The sequence below is a fragment of the Sphingopyxis solisilvae genome (assembly GCF_015475875.1).
Taxonomy (GTDB): domain Bacteria; phylum Pseudomonadota; class Alphaproteobacteria; order Sphingomonadales; family Sphingomonadaceae; genus Sphingopyxis; species Sphingopyxis solisilvae.
Genome location: NZ_JADKYM010000007.1, coordinates 39,057 through 56,493, shown reverse-complemented (window position 1 = coordinate 56,493; position 17,437 = coordinate 39,057). Strand labels below are relative to the sequence as shown.

At 65.3% G+C, this 17,437-nt stretch carries 17 protein-coding genes; 10 read left to right on the top strand and 7 right to left on the bottom strand.

Translation table 11 applies throughout. The features are described from left to right. Positions 1-140 precede the first annotated feature (140 nt). From IR187_RS06825 to xth, 6 genes are all read left to right on the top strand, one after another. A complete protein-coding gene (locus tag IR187_RS06825) occupies positions 141-2,849 on the top strand; it encodes a bifunctional [glutamine synthetase] adenylyltransferase/[glutamine synthetase]-adenylyl-L-tyrosine phosphorylase (RefSeq protein WP_194953855.1) in 2,709 nt (902 codons plus the stop codon). After that, complete coding sequence (locus tag IR187_RS06820) at positions 2,846-3,310, top strand: peroxiredoxin (protein WP_194953854.1); 465 nt, start codon at positions 2,846-2,848, stop codon at positions 3,308-3,310. Before IR187_RS06825 ends, IR187_RS06820 begins: the two co-directional genes overlap by 4 nt. Then, entirely contained in the window at positions 3,310-4,101 is a 792-nt protein-coding gene (locus IR187_RS06815; protein WP_194953853.1) for a ferritin-like domain-containing protein, read from the top strand. The genes IR187_RS06820 and IR187_RS06815 overlap by 1 nt, the downstream gene beginning before the upstream one ends. A 115-nt stretch (positions 4,102-4,216) precedes the next feature. Next, the gene (locus IR187_RS06810) at positions 4,217-4,918 is read left to right on the top strand and encodes a M23 family metallopeptidase (protein ID WP_194953852.1); all 702 of its coding nucleotides are present in this window, start codon (positions 4,217-4,219) and stop codon (positions 4,916-4,918) included. Positions 4,919-5,015: 97 nt separating this feature from the next. Further along, entirely contained in the window at positions 5,016-5,357 is a 342-nt protein-coding gene (erpA, locus tag IR187_RS06805) for an iron-sulfur cluster insertion protein ErpA (RefSeq protein WP_194953851.1), read from the top strand. A gap of 40 nt (positions 5,358-5,397) precedes the next feature. Continuing rightward, a complete protein-coding gene (xth, locus tag IR187_RS06800; RefSeq protein WP_194953850.1) occupies positions 5,398-6,168 on the top strand; it encodes an exodeoxyribonuclease III in 771 nt (256 codons plus the stop codon). Positions 6,169-6,172: 4 nt separating this feature from the next. Here xth and IR187_RS06795 read toward each other — a convergent pair whose 3' ends face one another. Next, complete coding sequence (locus IR187_RS06795) at positions 6,173-7,342, bottom strand: N-acetyltransferase (protein ID WP_194953849.1); 1,170 nt, start codon at positions 7,340-7,342, stop codon at positions 6,173-6,175. A 119-nt stretch (positions 7,343-7,461) separates the two neighbouring features. Here IR187_RS06795 and IR187_RS06790 point away from each other — a divergent pair, with 119 nt between their 5' ends. Continuing rightward, the gene (locus IR187_RS06790; RefSeq protein WP_194953848.1) at positions 7,462-8,568 is read left to right on the top strand and encodes a fatty acid desaturase family protein; all 1,107 of its coding nucleotides are present in this window, start codon (positions 7,462-7,464) and stop codon (positions 8,566-8,568) included. Between the two features lie 3 nt (positions 8,569-8,571). On the opposite strand, the gene IR187_RS06785 is transcribed toward IR187_RS06790, so the two are convergent. From IR187_RS06785 to lptF, 3 genes are read right to left on the bottom strand one after another with little or no spacing between them, the layout of a single operon-like run. After that, on the bottom strand, positions 8,572-8,922 hold the full coding sequence (locus IR187_RS06785; RefSeq protein WP_228765605.1) for a hypothetical protein: 351 nt from the start codon (positions 8,920-8,922) through the stop codon (positions 8,572-8,574). A gap of 17 nt (positions 8,923-8,939) precedes the next feature. Continuing rightward, positions 8,940-10,040: an LPS export ABC transporter permease LptG gene (gene lptG, locus IR187_RS06780; RefSeq protein ID WP_194953846.1), complete on the bottom strand. Its 1,101-nt coding sequence runs from the start codon at positions 10,038-10,040 to the stop codon at positions 8,940-8,942. Continuing rightward, positions 10,040-11,248 (bottom strand): LPS export ABC transporter permease LptF, encoded by a 1,209-nt coding sequence (gene lptF, locus IR187_RS06775; RefSeq protein WP_194953845.1) that lies wholly within the window; start codon positions 11,246-11,248, stop codon positions 10,040-10,042. The genes lptG and lptF overlap by 1 nt, the downstream gene beginning before the upstream one ends. A gap of 120 nt (positions 11,249-11,368) precedes the next feature. On the opposite strand from lptF, the gene IR187_RS06770 reads away from it, so the two are divergent. The 3 genes from IR187_RS06770 to IR187_RS06760 are packed head-to-tail and all read left to right on the top strand — an operon-like array spanning position 11,369 to position 13,692. Continuing rightward, complete coding sequence (locus tag IR187_RS06770; protein ID WP_194953844.1) at positions 11,369-11,842, top strand: DUF2141 domain-containing protein; 474 nt, start codon at positions 11,369-11,371, stop codon at positions 11,840-11,842. Positions 11,843-11,848: 6 nt separating this feature from the next. Then, positions 11,849-12,823, top strand: a complete 975-nt coding sequence (locus tag IR187_RS06765) for a diacylglycerol/lipid kinase family protein (RefSeq protein ID WP_194953843.1) — start codon at positions 11,849-11,851, stop codon at positions 12,821-12,823. 8 nt (positions 12,824-12,831) lie between these two features. Next, positions 12,832-13,692, top strand: coding sequence for a hypothetical protein (locus IR187_RS06760; protein ID WP_194953842.1), 861 nt, complete (start codon positions 12,832-12,834; stop codon positions 13,690-13,692). A gap of 28 nt (positions 13,693-13,720) precedes the next feature. Here IR187_RS06760 and IR187_RS06755 read toward each other — a convergent pair whose 3' ends face one another. The 3 genes from IR187_RS06755 to IR187_RS06745 all read right to left on the bottom strand — a co-directional run bounded on the left by IR187_RS06755 (position 13,721) and on the right by IR187_RS06745 (position 17,338). Beyond that, a complete protein-coding gene (locus IR187_RS06755; RefSeq protein WP_194953841.1) occupies positions 13,721-15,691 on the bottom strand; it encodes an ATP-binding protein in 1,971 nt (656 codons plus the stop codon). A gap of 102 nt (positions 15,692-15,793) precedes the next feature. Continuing rightward, on the bottom strand, positions 15,794-16,996 hold the full coding sequence (spt, locus tag IR187_RS06750; protein WP_194953840.1) for a serine palmitoyltransferase: 1,203 nt from the start codon (positions 16,994-16,996) through the stop codon (positions 15,794-15,796). Between the two features lie 105 nt (positions 16,997-17,101). Next, the gene (locus IR187_RS06745) at positions 17,102-17,338 is read right to left on the bottom strand and encodes an acyl carrier protein (protein ID WP_194953839.1); all 237 of its coding nucleotides are present in this window, start codon (positions 17,336-17,338) and stop codon (positions 17,102-17,104) included. Between the last annotated feature and the right edge of the window lie 99 nt (positions 17,339-17,437).

The window sequence follows — 17,437 nt, the reverse complement described above, 5'->3', positions numbered from 1 at the left end:
CGGTCGCTTCGACCGGATCGTCATTGCGAGCGTAGCGAAGCAATCCAGAGCGATTTACGCAACCCCTGGATTGCTTCGCTACGCTCGCAATGACGAGGAGGGGTTGATACCGTAATGGTGGCGGGCGATAGCCACCGCCGATGACGATCCTCGACGCTTCCAGCCGCCGGTCCGCGCTCGACAGGCTTACCGCCCACGCACCCTTTCTCGCGCGACTCGCCGAACTGAACCCCGACGACGTCTCGCGCTTCCTCAGCGATGGAACCGACGCGGCGCTCGACCATGTCCTGCCGCCGCCGGTCGATGACGATATCATGCGGACCATGCGCCAATGGCGCGGTCGCGTCGCGTTGCTGCTCGCGCTCGGCGACCTGTCGGGCGAGCATGACGTCGCGGCGACGACGCGGCGGCTGACCGAGTTTGCCGACCGCGCCTGCGACATCGCGCTCGCCGCCGCCTTTGCCGAGCGGGTGCCCGACGAGGAACCGCGCGGGCTGGCGGTGATTGCGCTCGGCAAGCTCGGCAGCCATGAGCTCAACTATTCGTCCGACATCGACCCGATCCTGATCTTCGACCCCGAAACGCTGCCGCGCCGGTCGCGCGACGACCCGACCGAAGCGGCGGTCCGGATCGCGCGACGGATGACCGAGATTTTGTCGGCGCGCACCGGCGACGGCCATGTGCTACGCGTCGACCTGCGCCTGCGCCCGCATCCCGAGGTGACGCCGATCGTGCTCTCGATTGACGGCGCGATTTCCTATTATGAATCGGAAGCCCTGGCGTGGGAGCAGGCGGCGTTCATCCGCAGCCGCGCGTCGGCGGGCGACCGCGCGCTTGGCGCGCAATTTCTGGCGGCGATCCAGCCGTTCATCTGGCGCCGCAGCCTCGATTTCCGCCAGCTCAAGGAAATCGGCGCGATGAGCGACCGGATCCGCGACCATTTCGCGCAGGGGCAGGCGTTCGGCCCCGGATATGACCTGAAGCGCGGGCGCGGCGGCATCCGCGAGATCGAGTTTTTCGCGCAGGTCCACCAGCTTATCTATGGCGGGCGCGATGCGTCGCTGCGCGTCCCGGCGACGGTCGATGCACTCGCGGCGCTCGCGGCGGCGGGGCGGGTCGAGCCTGAGGTGGCGACGCGACTGTCGGGCCATTATGTGACGCTGCGCCGGATCGAGCACCGGTTGCAAATGGTCGAGGACCAGCAGACGCACTGCCTGCCGGTTCAGCCGGCGGCGCTCGATGGTGTCGCGCGGCTCGACGGGCTAGCCGACGGTGCGGCACTGCTCGCGATGCTCGAACCGGTGACTGCCGATGTCGGCGCCTGTTACGATCGGCTGGTTGCCGAACGTGCGGTAACCACCGGGCTGCCGCGCGACGATGACGGTTTGGCGTCGGCGCTGGCGGCGGCGGGGTTCGATCCCCCCGACGCCGCGCTGCGCACGATTGCCGACTGGCGCTCCGGCAAGGCGCGCGCGCTGCGCAGCCCCGCGGCGCTCGATGCACTCGAAACGATGCTGCCCGAACTGGTCAAGGCGCTGGGGGCAGCGCCCGATCCCGACGCCACGCTGCTCCGCTTTGACAAGCTGGTCGGGGGGCTGCCCAGCGCGGTGAATTTCTTCCATCTCCTCGCCGCGCAGCCCGCGCTTGCGCGGATCGCCACGCGCATCCTGGCGTTGGCACCGGCGCTGGCCGATGCTCTGGGCGCGCGGGTCGAACTGATCGAGGGGTTGATCGACAGCCGCGCTTTCGATGCCCCGGCGGACAAGGCAGTGCTGCTGGCCGAATGGGCGCCGGGGCTCGCGGCGCTCGACTATGAACGCTTGCTCGACCGCGTCCGCGACCACGTCGGCGAACGGCGCTTTGCCTATGGCGTCCAGCTCGTTGCGGGCGCGACCGATCCGCTGGTCATTGCGGCGGGCTATTCCGAACTGGCCGAGGCGGCGCTGCAAGTGCTCGCCGATGCAACCGTCGCCGAGTTCGAGGCCGCGCACGGGCGGATCGCCGACAGCGAACTGGTCGTGCTGGCGCTCGGGCGGCTTGGCGGACGCGCGCTGACGCATGCGTCGGACCTCGACCTCATCTATCTGTTCACCGGCGATCATCTGGCCGAATCGGACGGCGCACGCCCGCTCGGGGCGACAACTTACTACAACCGCCTCGCGCAGCGGGTGACGGCGGCGATGTCGGTGCCGACCGCGGCGGGCAAGCTCTACGATGTCGATACCCGGCTGCGGCCGCAGGGCGCGCAGGGGCCGCTGGTCGTCACCCTCGACAGTTTCGAACGCTATCAGCGCGAGGAAGCGTGGACGTGGGAGCATATGGCGCTGCTCCGTGCGCGGCCGGTCTATGGTTCCGACGCGGCGCGTGCCGCAGTCGAGCGGATCATCGCCGATCTGCTCGCGGCGCCGCGCGATGCCGCCAAGCTCGCCGCCGACGCGGCCGAGATGCGCGACAAGATCGCCGCGCACAAGCCGCCGCAGGGACCGCTCGACATCAAGGGCGGACCCGGTGGGCTCGTCGACCTCGAATTTGCGCTGCAGGTGACGCAGCTCGCCAGCGGGCGATGCCACGATCCCAATATTGCCGCCGCGCTCGCCTGTATGAAGGCGGCGGGTCTCGTGCCCGATAGTGTGTGCGAAGCGCACGGCCTGCTCGCGCGGATGCTCGTGATGCTGCGCCTGACCGCGCCCGAGGGGGAACCGGCGACCGCCGCCGCGCGTCAACTGGTCGCCAGCCAGTGCGGCGAGCCCGGCTGGCCGCAACTGCTTGCCGCGCATGACGCGGCGCGGCAGGAGATCGCCGACTGGTGGGCGTCGATTCGCCCTTCGCAACAGGAGACAAAGCCGTGACCCTCGCAATCGGAGATGCCATTCCGCCGGTGAAGCTGCTCGACGCCGATGGCGCGACGATCGACCTTGCCGCGATGAAAGGCGCGCCGCTGGTCGTCTATTTCTATCCCAAGGCGGACACACCCGGCTGCACGACCGAGGCGCAGGATTTCACGCGGCTTGCCCCCGACTTTGCGCACCTGAACGCGCAGGTGCTGGCGGTATCGCGCGACGCGCCGGCAAAACTGTGCAAGTTCCGCGACAAATACGGTCTGACCGTTCGCCTCGCATCCGATCAAGACGGCGCGGTGTGTGAAGCGTTTGGCACCTGGGTCGAAAAACAGAATTACGGCCGCACCTACATGGGGATCGAGCGTTCGACCTTTTTGTTCGGCGCCGACGGCAAGCTGGCCAAGGAGTGGCGCAAGGTGCGCGTGAAGGGCCACGCCGATGCGGTGTTGGAGGCGGCAAAAGCGCTCTGATGCCTTCGCTTGACGAAGCGGCGCGGGCGGTATTGTTGGCGGCGGACCCGCATGCCAAGCGCCGCGCCGCGCGCGCCTTTGCGCGGGCGTGGCGGCGGGGCGAGATCGACCATCGCTGCACCGCGGCGCTGCCCGACCAGCCCGCGTGGCCGGCACGGCCGCAGCTGTTGGCACCGAACCAGATGCCGAAGCGCGGCAAGGGCGGATCGGAACGCGGCCGGATCGCGCTTCTCCACGCGCTCGCCCATATCGAATTTGTCGCGATCGATCTGGCGGTCGATCTGGTCGGGCGGTTCGGCGACCAGTTTCCCCGCGCGTTTGTCGATGACTGGGTGGCGGTGGCCGCCGACGAAGAGATGCACTTTGCGCTGCTCGATCGCCGTCTGCGCCAATTGGGCAGCCATTATGGCGCGCTGCCCGCGCACGCCGGATTGTGGGAAGCGGCGCGATCGACGGCGGACGACGCGCTGGCGCGGCTCGCGATCGTTCCGATGGTGCTCGAAGCGCGCGGGCTGGATGTCACCCCGGCCACAGTCGATCGCTTCCGCGCCGTTGGCGACGAGGCTTCGGCGAAAATCTTGTCGCGGATCTACGTCGATGAAATCCGCCATGTGCGCGCGGGCACAGACTGGTTCGGCTGGTTGTGCGACGAACGGGGATTCCACGCCGTCGAAACGTGGCAAAGCCTCGTAAAATCGCGTTTTCGGGGAGTGCTTAAGCCGCCGTTCAACGACTCGGCGCGCCACGACGCCGGTTTAACGCAAGAATACTATGCCGTTATTGCGTCTTAACCATTGAGGCAGCACACAGGCTTCCGCGGGGGATGAGCAATCATCCAAACCAACAAAAACCGGCGCCAAGGCCTTTTTCGGACTTTGGCGACATGGCAAACGCGGGGTCGTCGTTTTGAGTAACACTCTTCTGGCGCAGAAGTTCCAGCAAGTCGCAATTGTCTGTGCAGCAGCCTGTTTCCTGACGGCAACGCCTGCCGTGCAAGCCGCCGAATCGGGTGCCGACGCCGGTGTGATCGTCCCCGATGAACCCGATGATGACAGCTTTACCGCGGGCATCCCTTCGGCCGCCGAAGACAGTGAAGCGCGGGCGATTTTCCAGGCATGGAAGCGTCTCGACACCGGCCTTGCCGCTTCGATCGGCGTCGCAGTGCCGTCGCGCCAGCCGATTGACAATATGTCGCTGTCGTCGTCCTACGGGATGCGGGTTCACCCGGTGACCGGCAAGCTGGCGCGCCACAACGGCATCGACATTCCCGCGCCGCATGGCACCCCGATTTACGCCACCGCCGACGGCATCGTCGGCCGCGCCCAGCGCCTCGGCGGCTATGGCAATTATGTCGAGGTCGAACATGGCAACATGATCCAGACGCGCTACGGCCATATGTCGTCGTACGTCGTGGTTCCGGGCCAGCAGGTCAAAAAGGGCGACATATTGGGCTATGTCGGCTCGACCGGGCGGTCGACGGGCAACCATCTCCATTATGAAGTCCGCATCGAAGGCGCGCCGGTCAATCCGATGCCGTTCGTGCGGTCGGACCAGATGGCGATCGCCGCGATCACCGGCAAGAATGTCGCTATGGGCGGTCCCGAATAAGAATAGACGAGCTTTCCCGGGTCGGAGAGGAGGGGCGCCAGACGGATAACCGTCGCGGCGCCCTTTTCATTTGGCCACAAACTCCTATCTAGCTGTCATGGCCACGCAGCTTTCCGATATCACCCTGTCGCCCGCCGCCGCGGCCCGCGTCCGCTGGATCGCCGACCGCAAGGGCGAAAGCGAAGCGGCGCTGCGCCTCGCGGTCGATGGCGGCGGTTGTTCGGGCTTCACCTATCGCTTCGGCCTCGCCGAAAGCATCGATGCCGATGACATCGTCACCGAAACCGACGGGGTGAAGCTGGTCGTCGATCCGGTCAGCATCGACTTGGTGCGCGGCTGCATCGTCGATTTCGTCGATTCGCTGGGCGGATCGTCGTTCAAGGTCGAAAACCCCAACGCCGCGTCGGGCTGCGGCTGCGGTTCGAGCTTCTCGATCTGACGCCTTTCGCCGCGCGGTGCTTGCTGGCATAGGTGCGGGCATGAAAATCGCCACCTTCAACATCAACGGGATCAAGGCCCGCCTGCCGCGCCTGATCGAATGGCTCGAGGAAACGCAGCCCGACGTCGCCTGCCTGCAGGAATTGAAATCGAGCGACGAGACGATGCCGACCAGGGAGATCGAGGCGGCGGGCTATGGCTTCCTTTATCACGGCCAAAAAGGCTTCAACGGCGTCGCGATCCTCGCCAAGGATGCGGAGCCCGTCGAAACCCAGCGCGGGTTGGCGGGCGAGGATGAGGACGAGCAGTCGCGTTATCTGGAGGCCGATGTCCACGGGATACGCGTCGCGTCGATCTATCTGCCCAACGGCAATCCGCAGCCGGGGCCGAAGTTCGATTACAAGCTGCGCTGGATGGCGCGGCTGCGCGAGCGGGCAAAGGCGCTGCTTGCCGCCGAAATCCCGACGATCCTGACCGGCGATTATAACGTCATCCCGCACGACGACGATGTGTGGGATCCCCGCGCGATGGCGACCGACGCGCTGATGCAGCCCGAATCGCGCGATGCTTATTTTCGCCTGCTCGGCGACGGCTGGACCGATGCGATCCGCAGCCGCCATCCGGCGGGGAAGGTGTGGACTTTTTGGGACTACAAAACGCGTGGGTGGGAGACGGACCACGGCTTTCGCATCGACCATCTGCTGCTCAGCCCGGCGCTCGCCGACCGGCTGGTCGACGCCGGGGTCGACAAGGACCACCGCGGCCGCGAAAAGGCCAGCGATCACGCGCCGACGTGGGTGGTGCTGTCCTGACCCGTCAGGCGAGCGGTTTGTCGTAAATCTGGTACACGCGGTTGACCCGGGCATCGATCGCCTCGGCGACCGCGTTCATCCCCTGATTGTCGTCGAGCACCCAGCCGATGTCGCCGCGCTCGGCGCCATAGTCGCGCACCGCGTCGCGGCGGATGAATTCGATCATCATGAAGGCCAGGGTGCTCGCCATGCGGCTGTTCTGCAGCTTTTTCACGACCCCCATCAACGGGACGCGCAGCGTGCGGCTTTTCGGCTTGCGCAGCCACCACAGCAGCCGCGCCCAGTTGAACGGCAGCAGCGAGCCATCCATGTCGATCAGCAACTCGTTGATGTTGGGCAGCACGATCATGAACGCGACCGGCTCGCCGTCGAGTTCGGCGACGCGGATCAGATCCTCGAACACGATGTCCTTCAACTTCTTGCCGACATGGGCAATCTCGCTGTCGGTCAGCGGCACAAAGCCCCAATTGTCGGACCAGGCATCGTTGAGAATGCCCATGATCAGCCGCGCTTCGGCATCGAACTGCCGCTTGTCGACACGGCGGATGCGGATCCGCGCGTTTTTCTCGCCCGCCGCGACGATGCGGTTCACCAGCGGCGGAAAGCCGTCGACGATATCGACTGCGAAATTCTTGAGCTGTTTGACCGGGCGGTAGCCTGAATTTTCGATCCAGGGCCGGTACAGCGGGCTGTTGTGGCCGAGCATGATCGTCGGCGGTTCGTCAAACCCTTCGATCAACAACCCAGGCTCGTCCCAGATCGAAATCGACAGCGGGCCGAGCGCGCGTTGCATCCCCTGGCTGCGCAGCCAGTCCTCGGCGGTGACGAGCAGCGCCTGCGCGACCTCCTCGTCCTCGGCCTCCAGCAAGCCCCAGTTGCCGGTGCCCGGGCCCATCCCCTGCTCGACCGGCTGCGCCAGCGCCAGCTCGTCGATATGCGCCGAAATACGCCCGACCGTGCGGCCGCTGCGCCGCGCCAGAAACTGCTGCGCCTTGCCATGTTCGTACCACGGGTTCTTGCCGGGGGTCAGTAGGTCGAACACCTCGCCCTTCAGCGGTGGCACCCACGCCGGATCGCCGCGATTGAGCCGGAAGGCGAGCTCGACAAATTCGCGCCGGTCGTTCTTGTCCTTCACCGGATGGATGGTGACCGGGGCGCCCGAATGTCCGCTCATACTGGTTTCCTGAACTCGCTGACCTATATTGTAGCGCAGGCATTAGGGCATTGCGGTGCCCGATGCGACCCGCATTTGGCCATTTTGCTGCCACGAAATGATGGTGAAGAGCGAGCGTTATGACGACGATCAATCCCCCCGCCGATCGGGTCGCGACGCCTTTCGCGCCTGCCGCGGTAAAGACACCCAAGTCGGCGATTGCCGACGATATGGCGATGATCCGCGCCGCGTCGGAGCTGACGCGCGACCTCGTCACGCCCAGCCCGCGCATCTATTGGACCGACTTTCTGGCATCGACCGTCATCGGTTATGCGGGCGTTGCGGGCGCCATTTTGGCGCCGACGCTCGCGTGGGCGCTGGTCGCCGCGCTGGTCGCGATCCTCGCGCTGTATCGCGCCGGCAGCTTCATTCACGAGCTGACGCATATACGCAAAAACGCGCTGCCGGGCTTCCGCTTCGCGTGGAACCTGCTCGTCGGCGTGCCGCTGCTGATCCCGTCGTACATGTATGAGGGCATCCACAGCCTGCACCACAACCGCACCAAATATGGCACGGTCGACGATCCCGAATATCTGCCGCTCGCGCTGATGAAGCCGTGGACGGTGCCGCTGTTCGTCGTCGCCGCGGCGTTCGCGCCAATCGCCTTGCTGATCCGCTATGCGGTGCTGACCCCGCTGTCGTTCCTGATCCCGCCGCTGCGCCGGATCGTTGTCGAGCGCTATTCGGGCATGATCATCAACCCGCTGTTCCGCCGCAAGGCGCCCGACGGCGAGTTTCGGCGCATGTGGGCGTGGCAGGAAGGCGGCGCCTGGGCGTGGTCGAGCCTGCTGATCGCCGCGGGCGTCTTCGGCTGGGTGCCGCTGCGCGCGTTGCTGATTTTCGGCGCGATCGCCGCGGCGACGCTGGTGCTCAACCAGATCCGCACGCTGGTGGCGCATCTGTGGGAAAATGACGGCGAGGTACTGACTGTGACCGGCCAGTTTCTCGACAGCGTCAACGTCCCGCCGCCGGGCCTGCTGCCCGAGCTGTGGGCGCCGGTGGGGCTGCGCTATCACGCGCTGCACCATCTGCTGCCCGGCGTCCCCTATCATTCGCTCGCCGAGGCGCATCGCCGGTTGAAGGATGTGCTGCCCGCGGATTCGCAGTATCATGGCGCGAATTACGACAGCCTGCCGAAGCTGGTAGCGAATCTGGTGGCGGGTTCGGCGCGTGGGGCTGCTGCCTGACCGTCAGCCTCGTCGCATGATATACCAGTCCGGTTCTTCGCCTGGTTTTCCGAACCAGCCGAAATCCATCAGTTCTTCGACGACATGGGTTTGTTTGTAGGCCGACCCACTTTCGTGCACGATGAAGATGGTGTCGGACAGGCTGCGGAGTTGCGGCCTGATTCGACGTTCTGTTTTCGGGCTCACAATCAAGGCGCCGTTGTCCGAGCCAAAGTCAGGCAAAAAGACTTCACAAGAAAAGGCTATTCCTGCCGCGTCCTGCAACTCGACAGGCGCCACGACTTCTATTCCAAGCTTGGTCGCGGCAGTTTTCCAGCGCGCAATCAGTCGCCGGTCCAAATTGATCTCCATCAATTGACGGCCTCCGAGCCCTATTCCTCGGTCCTGATCAAAATCATCTCGCCGATCAGCGCGAACAGGATGAACGGTCCCCACGCCGCGAGAAACGGCGAGTAAGCCCCCAGATCGCCCATCGCGAGCGCGAAATTGTCGGCGACGAAATAGGCAAAACCCAGCCCCATCCCCAGGATCGCGCGGACGAACAATTTGCCCGATCGCGCCAGCCCGAACGCCGCGACCGCGCCGAGCAGCGGCATCAATATCGCCGACAGTGGTCCCGAAATCTTGTGCCACAGCACGCCTTTCAGCGCATCGACCGGGCGACCCGCCGCCTCCAGATCGTCGATCGCCGCCTTCAACCGCAGGAACGGCAGTTCGTCGCCGTTGACTTGCGCCAGCGTGAACTGGTCGGGGCGCACGGACTTTGCCGCAACGATCGTGCCGAGCGGTTCGAGCGTCCCCGAGCGGCGCATGAAGCGCTGTGCACCGGTCATCTCCCAGCCGCCGCCGGGCAGCGCGCGCGCGCTGTCGGCCTTCAGCATCGACGACAGCACCCCGCCGGTGCGTTCGTAGATCGTCACGCCGCGCAGCACGATCGCCGGGCCCGCGGTTTCGACCGTCGCCGCGTTGATCAGATTGTCGCCGTCGCGCACCCAGATGTTGCTGCGGATACCGCTGTCTTTCGGCACCTGGGCGTAGCTCACCTTTTGCCAGGCGCTGAGCGCCGCGGTCGAGCGGGTGACGATGCGTTCGTTGAAGGTGAAACTGATCCCCGCCACCAGCAACGCCGCGAGGAACAACGGCGCCAGCACCTGATGCGCCGACATGCCCGCCGCCTTCATCGCGATCACCTCGCTGTTCTGGTTGAGCGTGATGAGTGTCAATATGGTGCCGAGCAGCACCGAAAAGGGCAGAAATGTCTCGATGATCTGCGGCAGGCGCAGCCCGACATAGCGCCAGACGTCGCTGTCGCTGTTGCCGGCGACCGCCAGAATCTTGCCGCTTTCGCCCAGCAGGTCGAGCGTCTGGAGGATCAGCACCAGCGCGAACAGGATCGAAAAGGAGCGGACAAGGAACAGCCGCCCGACATAAAGCGCCATCGTCCGCGAGGGAAAAAAAGAAAGCTGGTGCATCAGGTCAGCCGCTGCTTGCGCTGGAAAAGGGTCACTAGCGCGCGGACACGCTGCGCCGCCTTGGCCGCGACGCGCTCGAGCGCGCCGATCGGCTGGCCGCCGGGCACATGGGCGACGGTGTAATACATCCAGACCGCAAGCGCCGCGAACAGCAGGAATGGCACCCATAGCGCGATGACCGGGTCCACGGTGCCGCGCGCGCCCAGATCCTCGGCATATTGGTTGATCTTGTGCTGTGTCACCAGCAGCACGATCGACAGGAAAACCCCGAGCGACGAGGTCGACCGTTTGGGCGGGATCGCCAGCGCCACCGCGATCAGCGGGATCAGGAACATCGACATCACCTCGACGATGCGGAAATGGAAGTTTGCCCTTGTTTCCAGCCGCGTCTGTTCGGGCTGGTTCCGGTCACGCCCCGCGACGAACAGTTCGGGAATCGTCATTTCGCGGTCGGCGCCGCCGCGCAACCGGAACGCCTCGATCTTCGGCAGCGGGATCGGCAGGTCGTGGTTGTCGAAGGTCAGCACCCGCGGCACCGCGAACTTCGGCGATTCGTGGATCAAAACACCTTGCGACAGGCGCAGAATGATCGTTTCGGGATCGTCGGTCGCCAGGAACTGGCCGCGCGCCGCGGTCGCCGAAACGCGCTGGCCGTCCTTGTTGTCGCCGCGGACGAAAATCCCGCGCAAGCTCCGCCCCGCATTATAGCTTTCCTCGATCCGCAGCGTCATTCGATCGCCCAGCTTGGTGAACTCGCCGACCTTGATCGACGCGCCGAGCGCGCCCGAACGCAGCTCGAATTGCAAGCCTTCATAGGCGTAACGGGCAACCGGCTGGATGAAACCGACAATCGCCAGATTGAGTGCGGCGAGCCCGACCGCATAGGCAAAGGGAATACGCATCAGCCGCCCGAAGCTCATCCCCACGCCCTTCAGCACGTCGAGCTCGCTTGTCGTCGCGAGCCGGCGGAAGGCGAGCAGGATACCCAGCATCAGTCCGATCGGGATGCCGAGCGACAGATATTCGGGGATCAGATTGGCGAGCATTCGCCACACGACGCTGACCGGGCCGCCCTCGGTTGCGACGAAATCGAACAGGCGCAGCATCTTTTCCAGCACGAGCAGCATCGCCGACAGCACCAGCGTGCCGAGCATGGGAAAGAAGATGAGACGCGCGATATAGCGGTCGATGGCAGGCAGCTTATTCAATCTTTTGTCGCCCCATCACCATGATTTGGCCGCAAATGGTTCCGATATGCCGATGCAAGGGCGACAGGGACCCGCGCCAGCGTGGCTGAGGGCGGTATAACCATTAGGAGCTAGTGCGTCATGTCGAAATTTCTGTCGACGTCGCTCTGCCTGGCCCTGCTGAGTGTTTCGGTAGCGGCGCAGGCAAGCGGCCAGGTCATTGCCAACGATCCCGCCAAGTGCCGGAGCGGACCGTCGACGATTGTCCAGATCAACGGAATCAAGGCCGGCACCGGGATGGTGCGCGTGCAAAGCTATCGCGCGACGCAACAGGACTGGCTGGCCAAGGGTCGGTGGATCAACCGCATCGAGGTACCCGCCCGCGCCGGTTCGATGACCGTCTGCGTCCCGCTGCCCGACGCGGGCAGCTATGCCATCGCGGTCCGCCACGATGTCACCGGCAACGGCAAGACCGACCTGCGCTCCGATGGTGGCGGGATGTCGAACAACCCCAGCATCAACGTGTTCAACCTTGGCAAGCCAAATGTCCGGCGGACAGCGTTCGAGGTCGGCAACGGCCCCAAAACGATCTCTATCGCCATGCGGTATATGTAGGGGCGAATGGCCAGCGTCGCGCTCCTTTCCAATCCGCGCTCGACGGGCAACCGTGCCCTGTTGCCGCGGGTTCGCGAATATTGCGCGGCGCACCCCGACATTTTTCATTACGAAGTCGAACATGTCGACCAGATCGGCGAGGCGATCCGCACCATCGCGATGGTCAGCCCGCGTATCGTCGTCATCAACGGCGGCGACGGCACGGTGCAGGCGGCGCTGACCGAGCTGTATTCGGGCGGCCATTTCGGCGGATCGCCGCCGCCGGTCGCGGTGCTGCCGAACGGCAAGACCAATTTGATCGCGCTCGACCTGGGTGCCGAAGGCGACCCGATCAAGGCGCTCGAACGCGTCATCGAACTGGTTGCGTCGGGTCGGCTGGAGGATCATGTCATCCGCCGCCAGCTGATCGCGCTCGACCGTGGTGATACCGGTCGTCCGGTGCTCGGCATGTTTCTTGGCGGCGCCTATCTCGCCGATGTCATGCTCTATTGCCGCAACCGCATCTACCCGCTGGGGCTGCCCAACGGCCTGTCGCATTTCCTGGCGGCGATTCTGGGCCTGTTCGCGATGATGTTCGGGCTGGGCGGCGGGCGATTGCCGCCGGCGCCATCGCCGATGACGGTATCGCTGATCCGCCAGGGCGAGTTCCAGGGTAAATTTTCGTTGCTGATCGTCACCACGCTCGAAAAACTGTTGCTCAGCATTCGCACCAATGACGGCGCGGGGCAGAGCGGGCAGATGAAGTTGCTGGCGGTCGAACGCGGCATCGGGGCGTTGTTCCGGATGCTCGGCGCCACTTGGCGCGGCACGCTCGGCCAGCACCAGCTGGCGGGGGTTCATTTCCAGCAGGGCGACGAAATCCGCATCGAAGGCGAACGGTCGAACGTCATCCTCGACGGCGAGATTTTTCAGGCGAACAAAGGCGCGCCGATCATCCTGACCTCGACGCAGCCGGTGCCGTTCCTGCGCCTGGCCGCCTGAGCGTCCGCATGTCCGGTCTGGCCGACCTTGTCCGCGCCGAACTGTCGGTTCCCGTAGATCCGCGCGTGACGGCGATGGCGCAGGCGATCGCCGCGCAATATCCGGGCAGCGCGCGCGCGGTGCTGTTTTACGGCAGCTGCCTTCGCGAAAGCGCGCTCGACGGGCTGATGCTCGATTTCTATCTGATTGTTTCGGATTACGGCGACGCCTATCCCAAGCGCTGGCTGGCGGCGGCGAACCGGCTGATCCCGCCCAATGTCTTTCCGTTTCAGCACGATGGGCTGATCGCCAAATATGCGGTGCTCAGCGAGGCCGATTTTCACCGGCTGAACGGGCCGGAAACGCGCAACGTGTCGGTGTGGGCGCGCTTTGCCCAGCCGTCGCGGCTGGTGTGGGCGGTCGATGACACCGCGCGCGAACACGCCGTGACGGCGGTGGCGCGCGCCGCGCCAACCTTGCTTGCGGCCGCCGGGAAGGTCGCGGGAGAGGCGCCGCTCGACTGGTGGCGTCGCGCTTTTTCGCTGACCTATTCGGTCGAACTGCGCGCCGAACGGACGGGCCGTGCGCAGTCAGTGGTCGACGCCGACGCCGATCGTTACGAGCGCTTCAGCCTTCCGGCGATCGCGGCAATTCCGACCGGCACCCGTGGCGGCGCGTGGGGGCGGCGACGGATCGAGGGCAAGGCGCTCAGCATCGCGCGGCTCGCCAAGGCCAGCCTGACCTATGCCGGTGGCATCGATTATCTGGCGTGGAAGATCAACCGCCACGCGGGGACGGCGATCGAGATCAAACCGTGGCAACGCCGTTGGCCGCTCGTCGCCGCACTGACGCTGGTGCCGCGTCTGATCAAGGGCGGCGCGATCCGGTAATTGTTTGTCGCTGCGACGACCAAAGCGGTTAGCTCGCCAGCCGCTGCCCCTCGACCGCGCGCGCATCGCCGCACCGCCGGATCGCCTGATCCAGCGCGGTGAGGGTGAAGGGTTTGCGCAGCACATCATGGTCGCCGAAACTGGCGACCTCGCTCGCATCGCCCGCATAGCCGGTGACGAACAGCACCGATAGCTCGGGCCAGCGCTGCTTCAGTCGCGCGACCATTTCGGGGCCGGTCAGGTCGGGCATCAGCACGTCCGACAGGATCAGGTCGAACCCCTTGCCTTCGGCCAGCCGTCCCTCGACCAGCGCTTCGGCCTCGAGCGGGTTGGCGCAGGCGACGGCGGTGTGGCCCAGTTCGCTGACCGCATCGACGGTGGCGGTCAGTACCCGTTCGTCATCCTCCACCACCAGAATTTTCAGCGCTTCGGCGGGTTCGGCGTTGCCGTCGAGCGCCGCGGCGACGGGCTCGGTCGCATTGTCCGCCGGTGTCGCCGCGACCGGTAACAGCATCGCGACGCTGGTTCCTTCGCCCTCGGTCGACGAAATCTGCACCTCGCCGCCCGACTGGCGGCAAAAGGCGAACACCTGGCTCATGCCAAGGCCCGTCCCCTGACCGGCGGGTTTGGTGGTGTAGAAGGGGTCGAACACGCGCTCCAGCACCGCAGGCGACATGCCGCAGCCGGTGTCAATGACCTGCACCGCCAGCGCCTTGCCGTCGCCGTCGTCGAGGGTGCGGATGGTCAGCGCGCCATGCCCGTCCATCGCGTCGCGGGCATTGACCGCCAGGTTCAGCAGGGCGTTTTCGAACTGCTGTTTGTCGAGCCAGCAGGCGACGTCGCCCGCTTGCAGGTCGAGCGTCAGCGCGATGCGGTCGCCGATCGTGCGTTCGATCAACTCGGCAAAGCTGGCGATGCACGCGTCGATCGCGGTCATTTCGGGGCGCGCCGGCTCCGAACGGGCAAAGGTCAGCAGACGTCGGGTCAGGTCGGCGGCGCGGTTGGCACCGTCGAGCGCATTGACCAGATGGCGCTGCGCCTTTTCGGGCTCGCCGGGCAGCCAGCGTTGCGCCAGTTCCAGCCCGCCGACCACGACCGCCAGCATATTGTTGAAATCATGCGCGATGCCGCCGGTCAGCTGGCCAACCGCCTCCATTTTCTGTGCTTGCCGCAACTGCGCTTCGGCCGCGGCGCGTTCGGTCATTTCGCTGCGCAGCGCGATGTTCGCCTGTTCCAGCTCGGCGGTGCGCGCCTCGACCGCTTCTTCCAGCTGCATTGCGCGTTCGGCCTCGGCGGCCTGTTCGCGCCGCGCCAACCGCCGTTCGGCAACCGCGCGGACAAAGGAAAAAGTGGCGCCGATGGCGACCACTGCAATCGCCGCGCCGAGCAGGGTGAACAACAGGATCGCCTGGTCGAGGTTGGTCCGGTCGGCGGCGGCGGTCTGGTTGCGCTGGCGCAGCAGCGCGCGTTCGTTGGCGATGATCTGCGTCAACAGCCGGTCGATGCGTCCCAGCCCGGCGTCATGCCCCGCCGCATGATATTTCGAGATCGCCGCGACGGTCTGGTTGTAATTGGCGCTCAGCGCCGCGTCGCCCAGCTGGCGGCCGCGCGTATCCATTTCGGTGGTCAGCTGGTCGACCAGTTGGGATTGCGCCGGATTGTCGCGGACGGCGCGGTCGAGCCGTGCCAGATACTGCCGCGCCAGCCCCCATTGCTGTTCATAGACGCGACCGTCCTCTTTCTGCAAACCAACCGCAAAACGGCCGAGCGCCGCCTCGGCCCGCGCCAGCGCCGCGTCGAGCGACCGGGTCTGCGAAATGACCTCCAGACTTTGTGTCTGCCAGCGCAGCGACTGGTCGTAATTGTCGCTGGCGCGGGCCAGCAACAGCACCAGCGCCGCGACGACCCCCGTCAGGACCGTCGCCATGCCGATCGTCAGCCAGGTGCGCAGTCGCTCCCGCCGTGTCTCGGTTTCCGTATCGCCAACCCGCTCGAACACGCGCTCGTCTTACCGGACATGCGCGGCGCCGCAAAGGGCCGAACACCGGCAAACCTCGGTTCGCCGTGAAAAGGAATCCGCTGGTCGGCGGAGCGGCTCGGTTCAGCCGATAATCCCGACGCGCTTGCCGGCGCGTTCGAAGCGGTCGAGGATCTCGCCGACCTGCTCGCTGCTATGCTCGGCGCAGAGCGAACAGCGCAGCAAAGTCATGTTCGCGGGGGTCGCGGGCGGGCGCGCCAGATTGACGTACAGCCCTTCCTCCAGCAGCGCTTCCCACATCATCGCGCCGCGCTCCAGGTCGGGCATGATCACCGCGATGATCGCCGACTGCGGCTCGTCGGTGCCGAGCGTGAAGCCCAGATCGCGCAGCCCCTTGTGCAGCACCTTGGAATTTTCCCACAGATGCGCGCGCTTGTTCGACCCGTGCATCAACTTGCGGATGCTCGTCGCGGCGGTCGCGACGACGCTGGGCGGCAACGACGCGGTGAACACATAGGGACGGCAGACCAGCCGCATGATCTCGAACTTCGGATGGTTCGACACGCAAAAGCCGCCGACCGTGCCGACGCTCTTGCTGAACGTGCCGATGATGAAATCGACGTCGTCGATCACCCCCTGCGCCTCGGCGACCCCACGGCCATGTTCACCGATGAAGCCCATCGAATGCGCCTCGTCGACCAGCACCATCGCGCCGGCTTCCTTCGACACGCGGACCATCTCTTGCAGCGGGGCGACGTCGCCGAGCATCGAATAGACGCCTTCGAGCACGACGAGCTTGCCCGCCTCGGGAGGCAGGCGCTTTAGCCTTTTTTCCAGCGCCTCGACATCATTGTGGCGAAAGGCAACGATTTCGGCGTCGCCCATCTTGCACCCGTCGTAGATCGACGCATGGCTGTCGATGTCGAGGATGACATAGTCGCCCTTGCCAGCGATCGTCGAAATGATGCCCAGGTTCGCCTGGTATCCGGTAGAAAACACCATGGCATGATCCATGGCGTAAAATTCCTTCAGCGCGTCCTCGCACTCCTTGTGGCCCTGATAGGTGCCGTTGAGCACGCGGCTGCCGGTGGTGCCGCTGCCGAATTTGGCGAGCGCGTCCTTGCCCGCGGCGATGACATCCTCGTCGAACGTCATGCCCATGTAATTATAGGTGCCGAGCAGGATCGTCTCGCGGCCGTTGCAGATCGCAACGGTGGGCGAGAGCACTTTTTCCATCACCAGGCTGAACGGATCGGTGACCCCGGTCGCCAGCAGCGCCTCGCGCTGCTGGATCAGGGGGTCGAATTTCGAGAAGAGGTCGGTCATATCAATATCCTTGGCCCGTTCGTGTCGAGCGAAGTCGAGACACCCGTCGGCATGGCGTAAGGTCGAGGGGCATCTCGACTTCGCTCGATGCGAACGGCATCGGGGCTATCCTTGCAGCTTTGCCACCGCCGCGACGAGCTGGCCGACTGTCTCGATCTCGGCCTGCATGTTCATGCTGATGATGATGTCGAACGTGTCTTCGACCTCGGCGACAAAATCCATCACCGTCAGGCTGTCCCATTCAAGGTCGCCGGCAAAGGTTGTCGCATCGGTCAGCTCGACCCCCTTTTTGTTGAAGGGGGCAATCAGGCCATAAATCTGGTCGGTGAGGGCGGTGCTCATGTGGTGCGTCCCATAAAGGCATAAAGTTGCGCGCGGGAATGCCGCGCTCCCGCCCGATTGGCAAGCGAATGCGGCGGGAACAGGGCAGCATCTTGCCGC

Excerpts from the sequence above, each read along its gene's own strand:
- IR187_RS06745 (WP_194953839.1), bottom strand. The coding sequence starts at position 17,338 with ATGAGCACCGCCCTCACCGACCAGATTTATGGCCTGATTGCCCCCTTC.
- IR187_RS06815 (WP_194953853.1), top strand. The coding sequence starts at position 3,310 with ATGCCTTCGCTTGACGAAGCGGCGCGGGCGGTATTGTTGGCGGCGGAC.
- spt (WP_194953840.1), bottom strand. The coding sequence starts at position 16,996 with ATGACCGACCTCTTCTCGAAATTCGACCCCCTGATCCAGCAGCGCGAG.
- erpA (WP_194953851.1), top strand. The coding sequence starts at position 5,016 with ATGGCCACGCAGCTTTCCGATATCACCCTGTCGCCCGCCGCCGCGGCC.
- IR187_RS06765 (WP_194953843.1), top strand. The coding sequence starts at position 11,849 with ATGGCCAGCGTCGCGCTCCTTTCCAATCCGCGCTCGACGGGCAACCGT.
- IR187_RS06760 (WP_194953842.1), top strand. The coding sequence starts at position 12,832 with ATGTCCGGTCTGGCCGACCTTGTCCGCGCCGAACTGTCGGTTCCCGTA.
- lptG (WP_194953846.1), bottom strand. The coding sequence starts at position 10,040 with ATGCACCAGCTTTCTTTTTTTCCCTCGCGGACGATGGCGCTTTATGTC.
- IR187_RS06795 (WP_194953849.1), bottom strand. The coding sequence starts at position 7,342 with ATGAGCGGACATTCGGGCGCCCCGGTCACCATCCATCCGGTGAAGGAC.
- IR187_RS06790 (WP_194953848.1), top strand. The coding sequence starts at position 7,462 with ATGACGACGATCAATCCCCCCGCCGATCGGGTCGCGACGCCTTTCGCG.
- xth (WP_194953850.1), top strand. The coding sequence starts at position 5,398 with ATGAAAATCGCCACCTTCAACATCAACGGGATCAAGGCCCGCCTGCCG.
- IR187_RS06770 (WP_194953844.1), top strand. The coding sequence starts at position 11,369 with ATGTCGAAATTTCTGTCGACGTCGCTCTGCCTGGCCCTGCTGAGTGTT.
- IR187_RS06825 (WP_194953855.1), top strand. The coding sequence starts at position 141 with ATGACGATCCTCGACGCTTCCAGCCGCCGGTCCGCGCTCGACAGGCTT.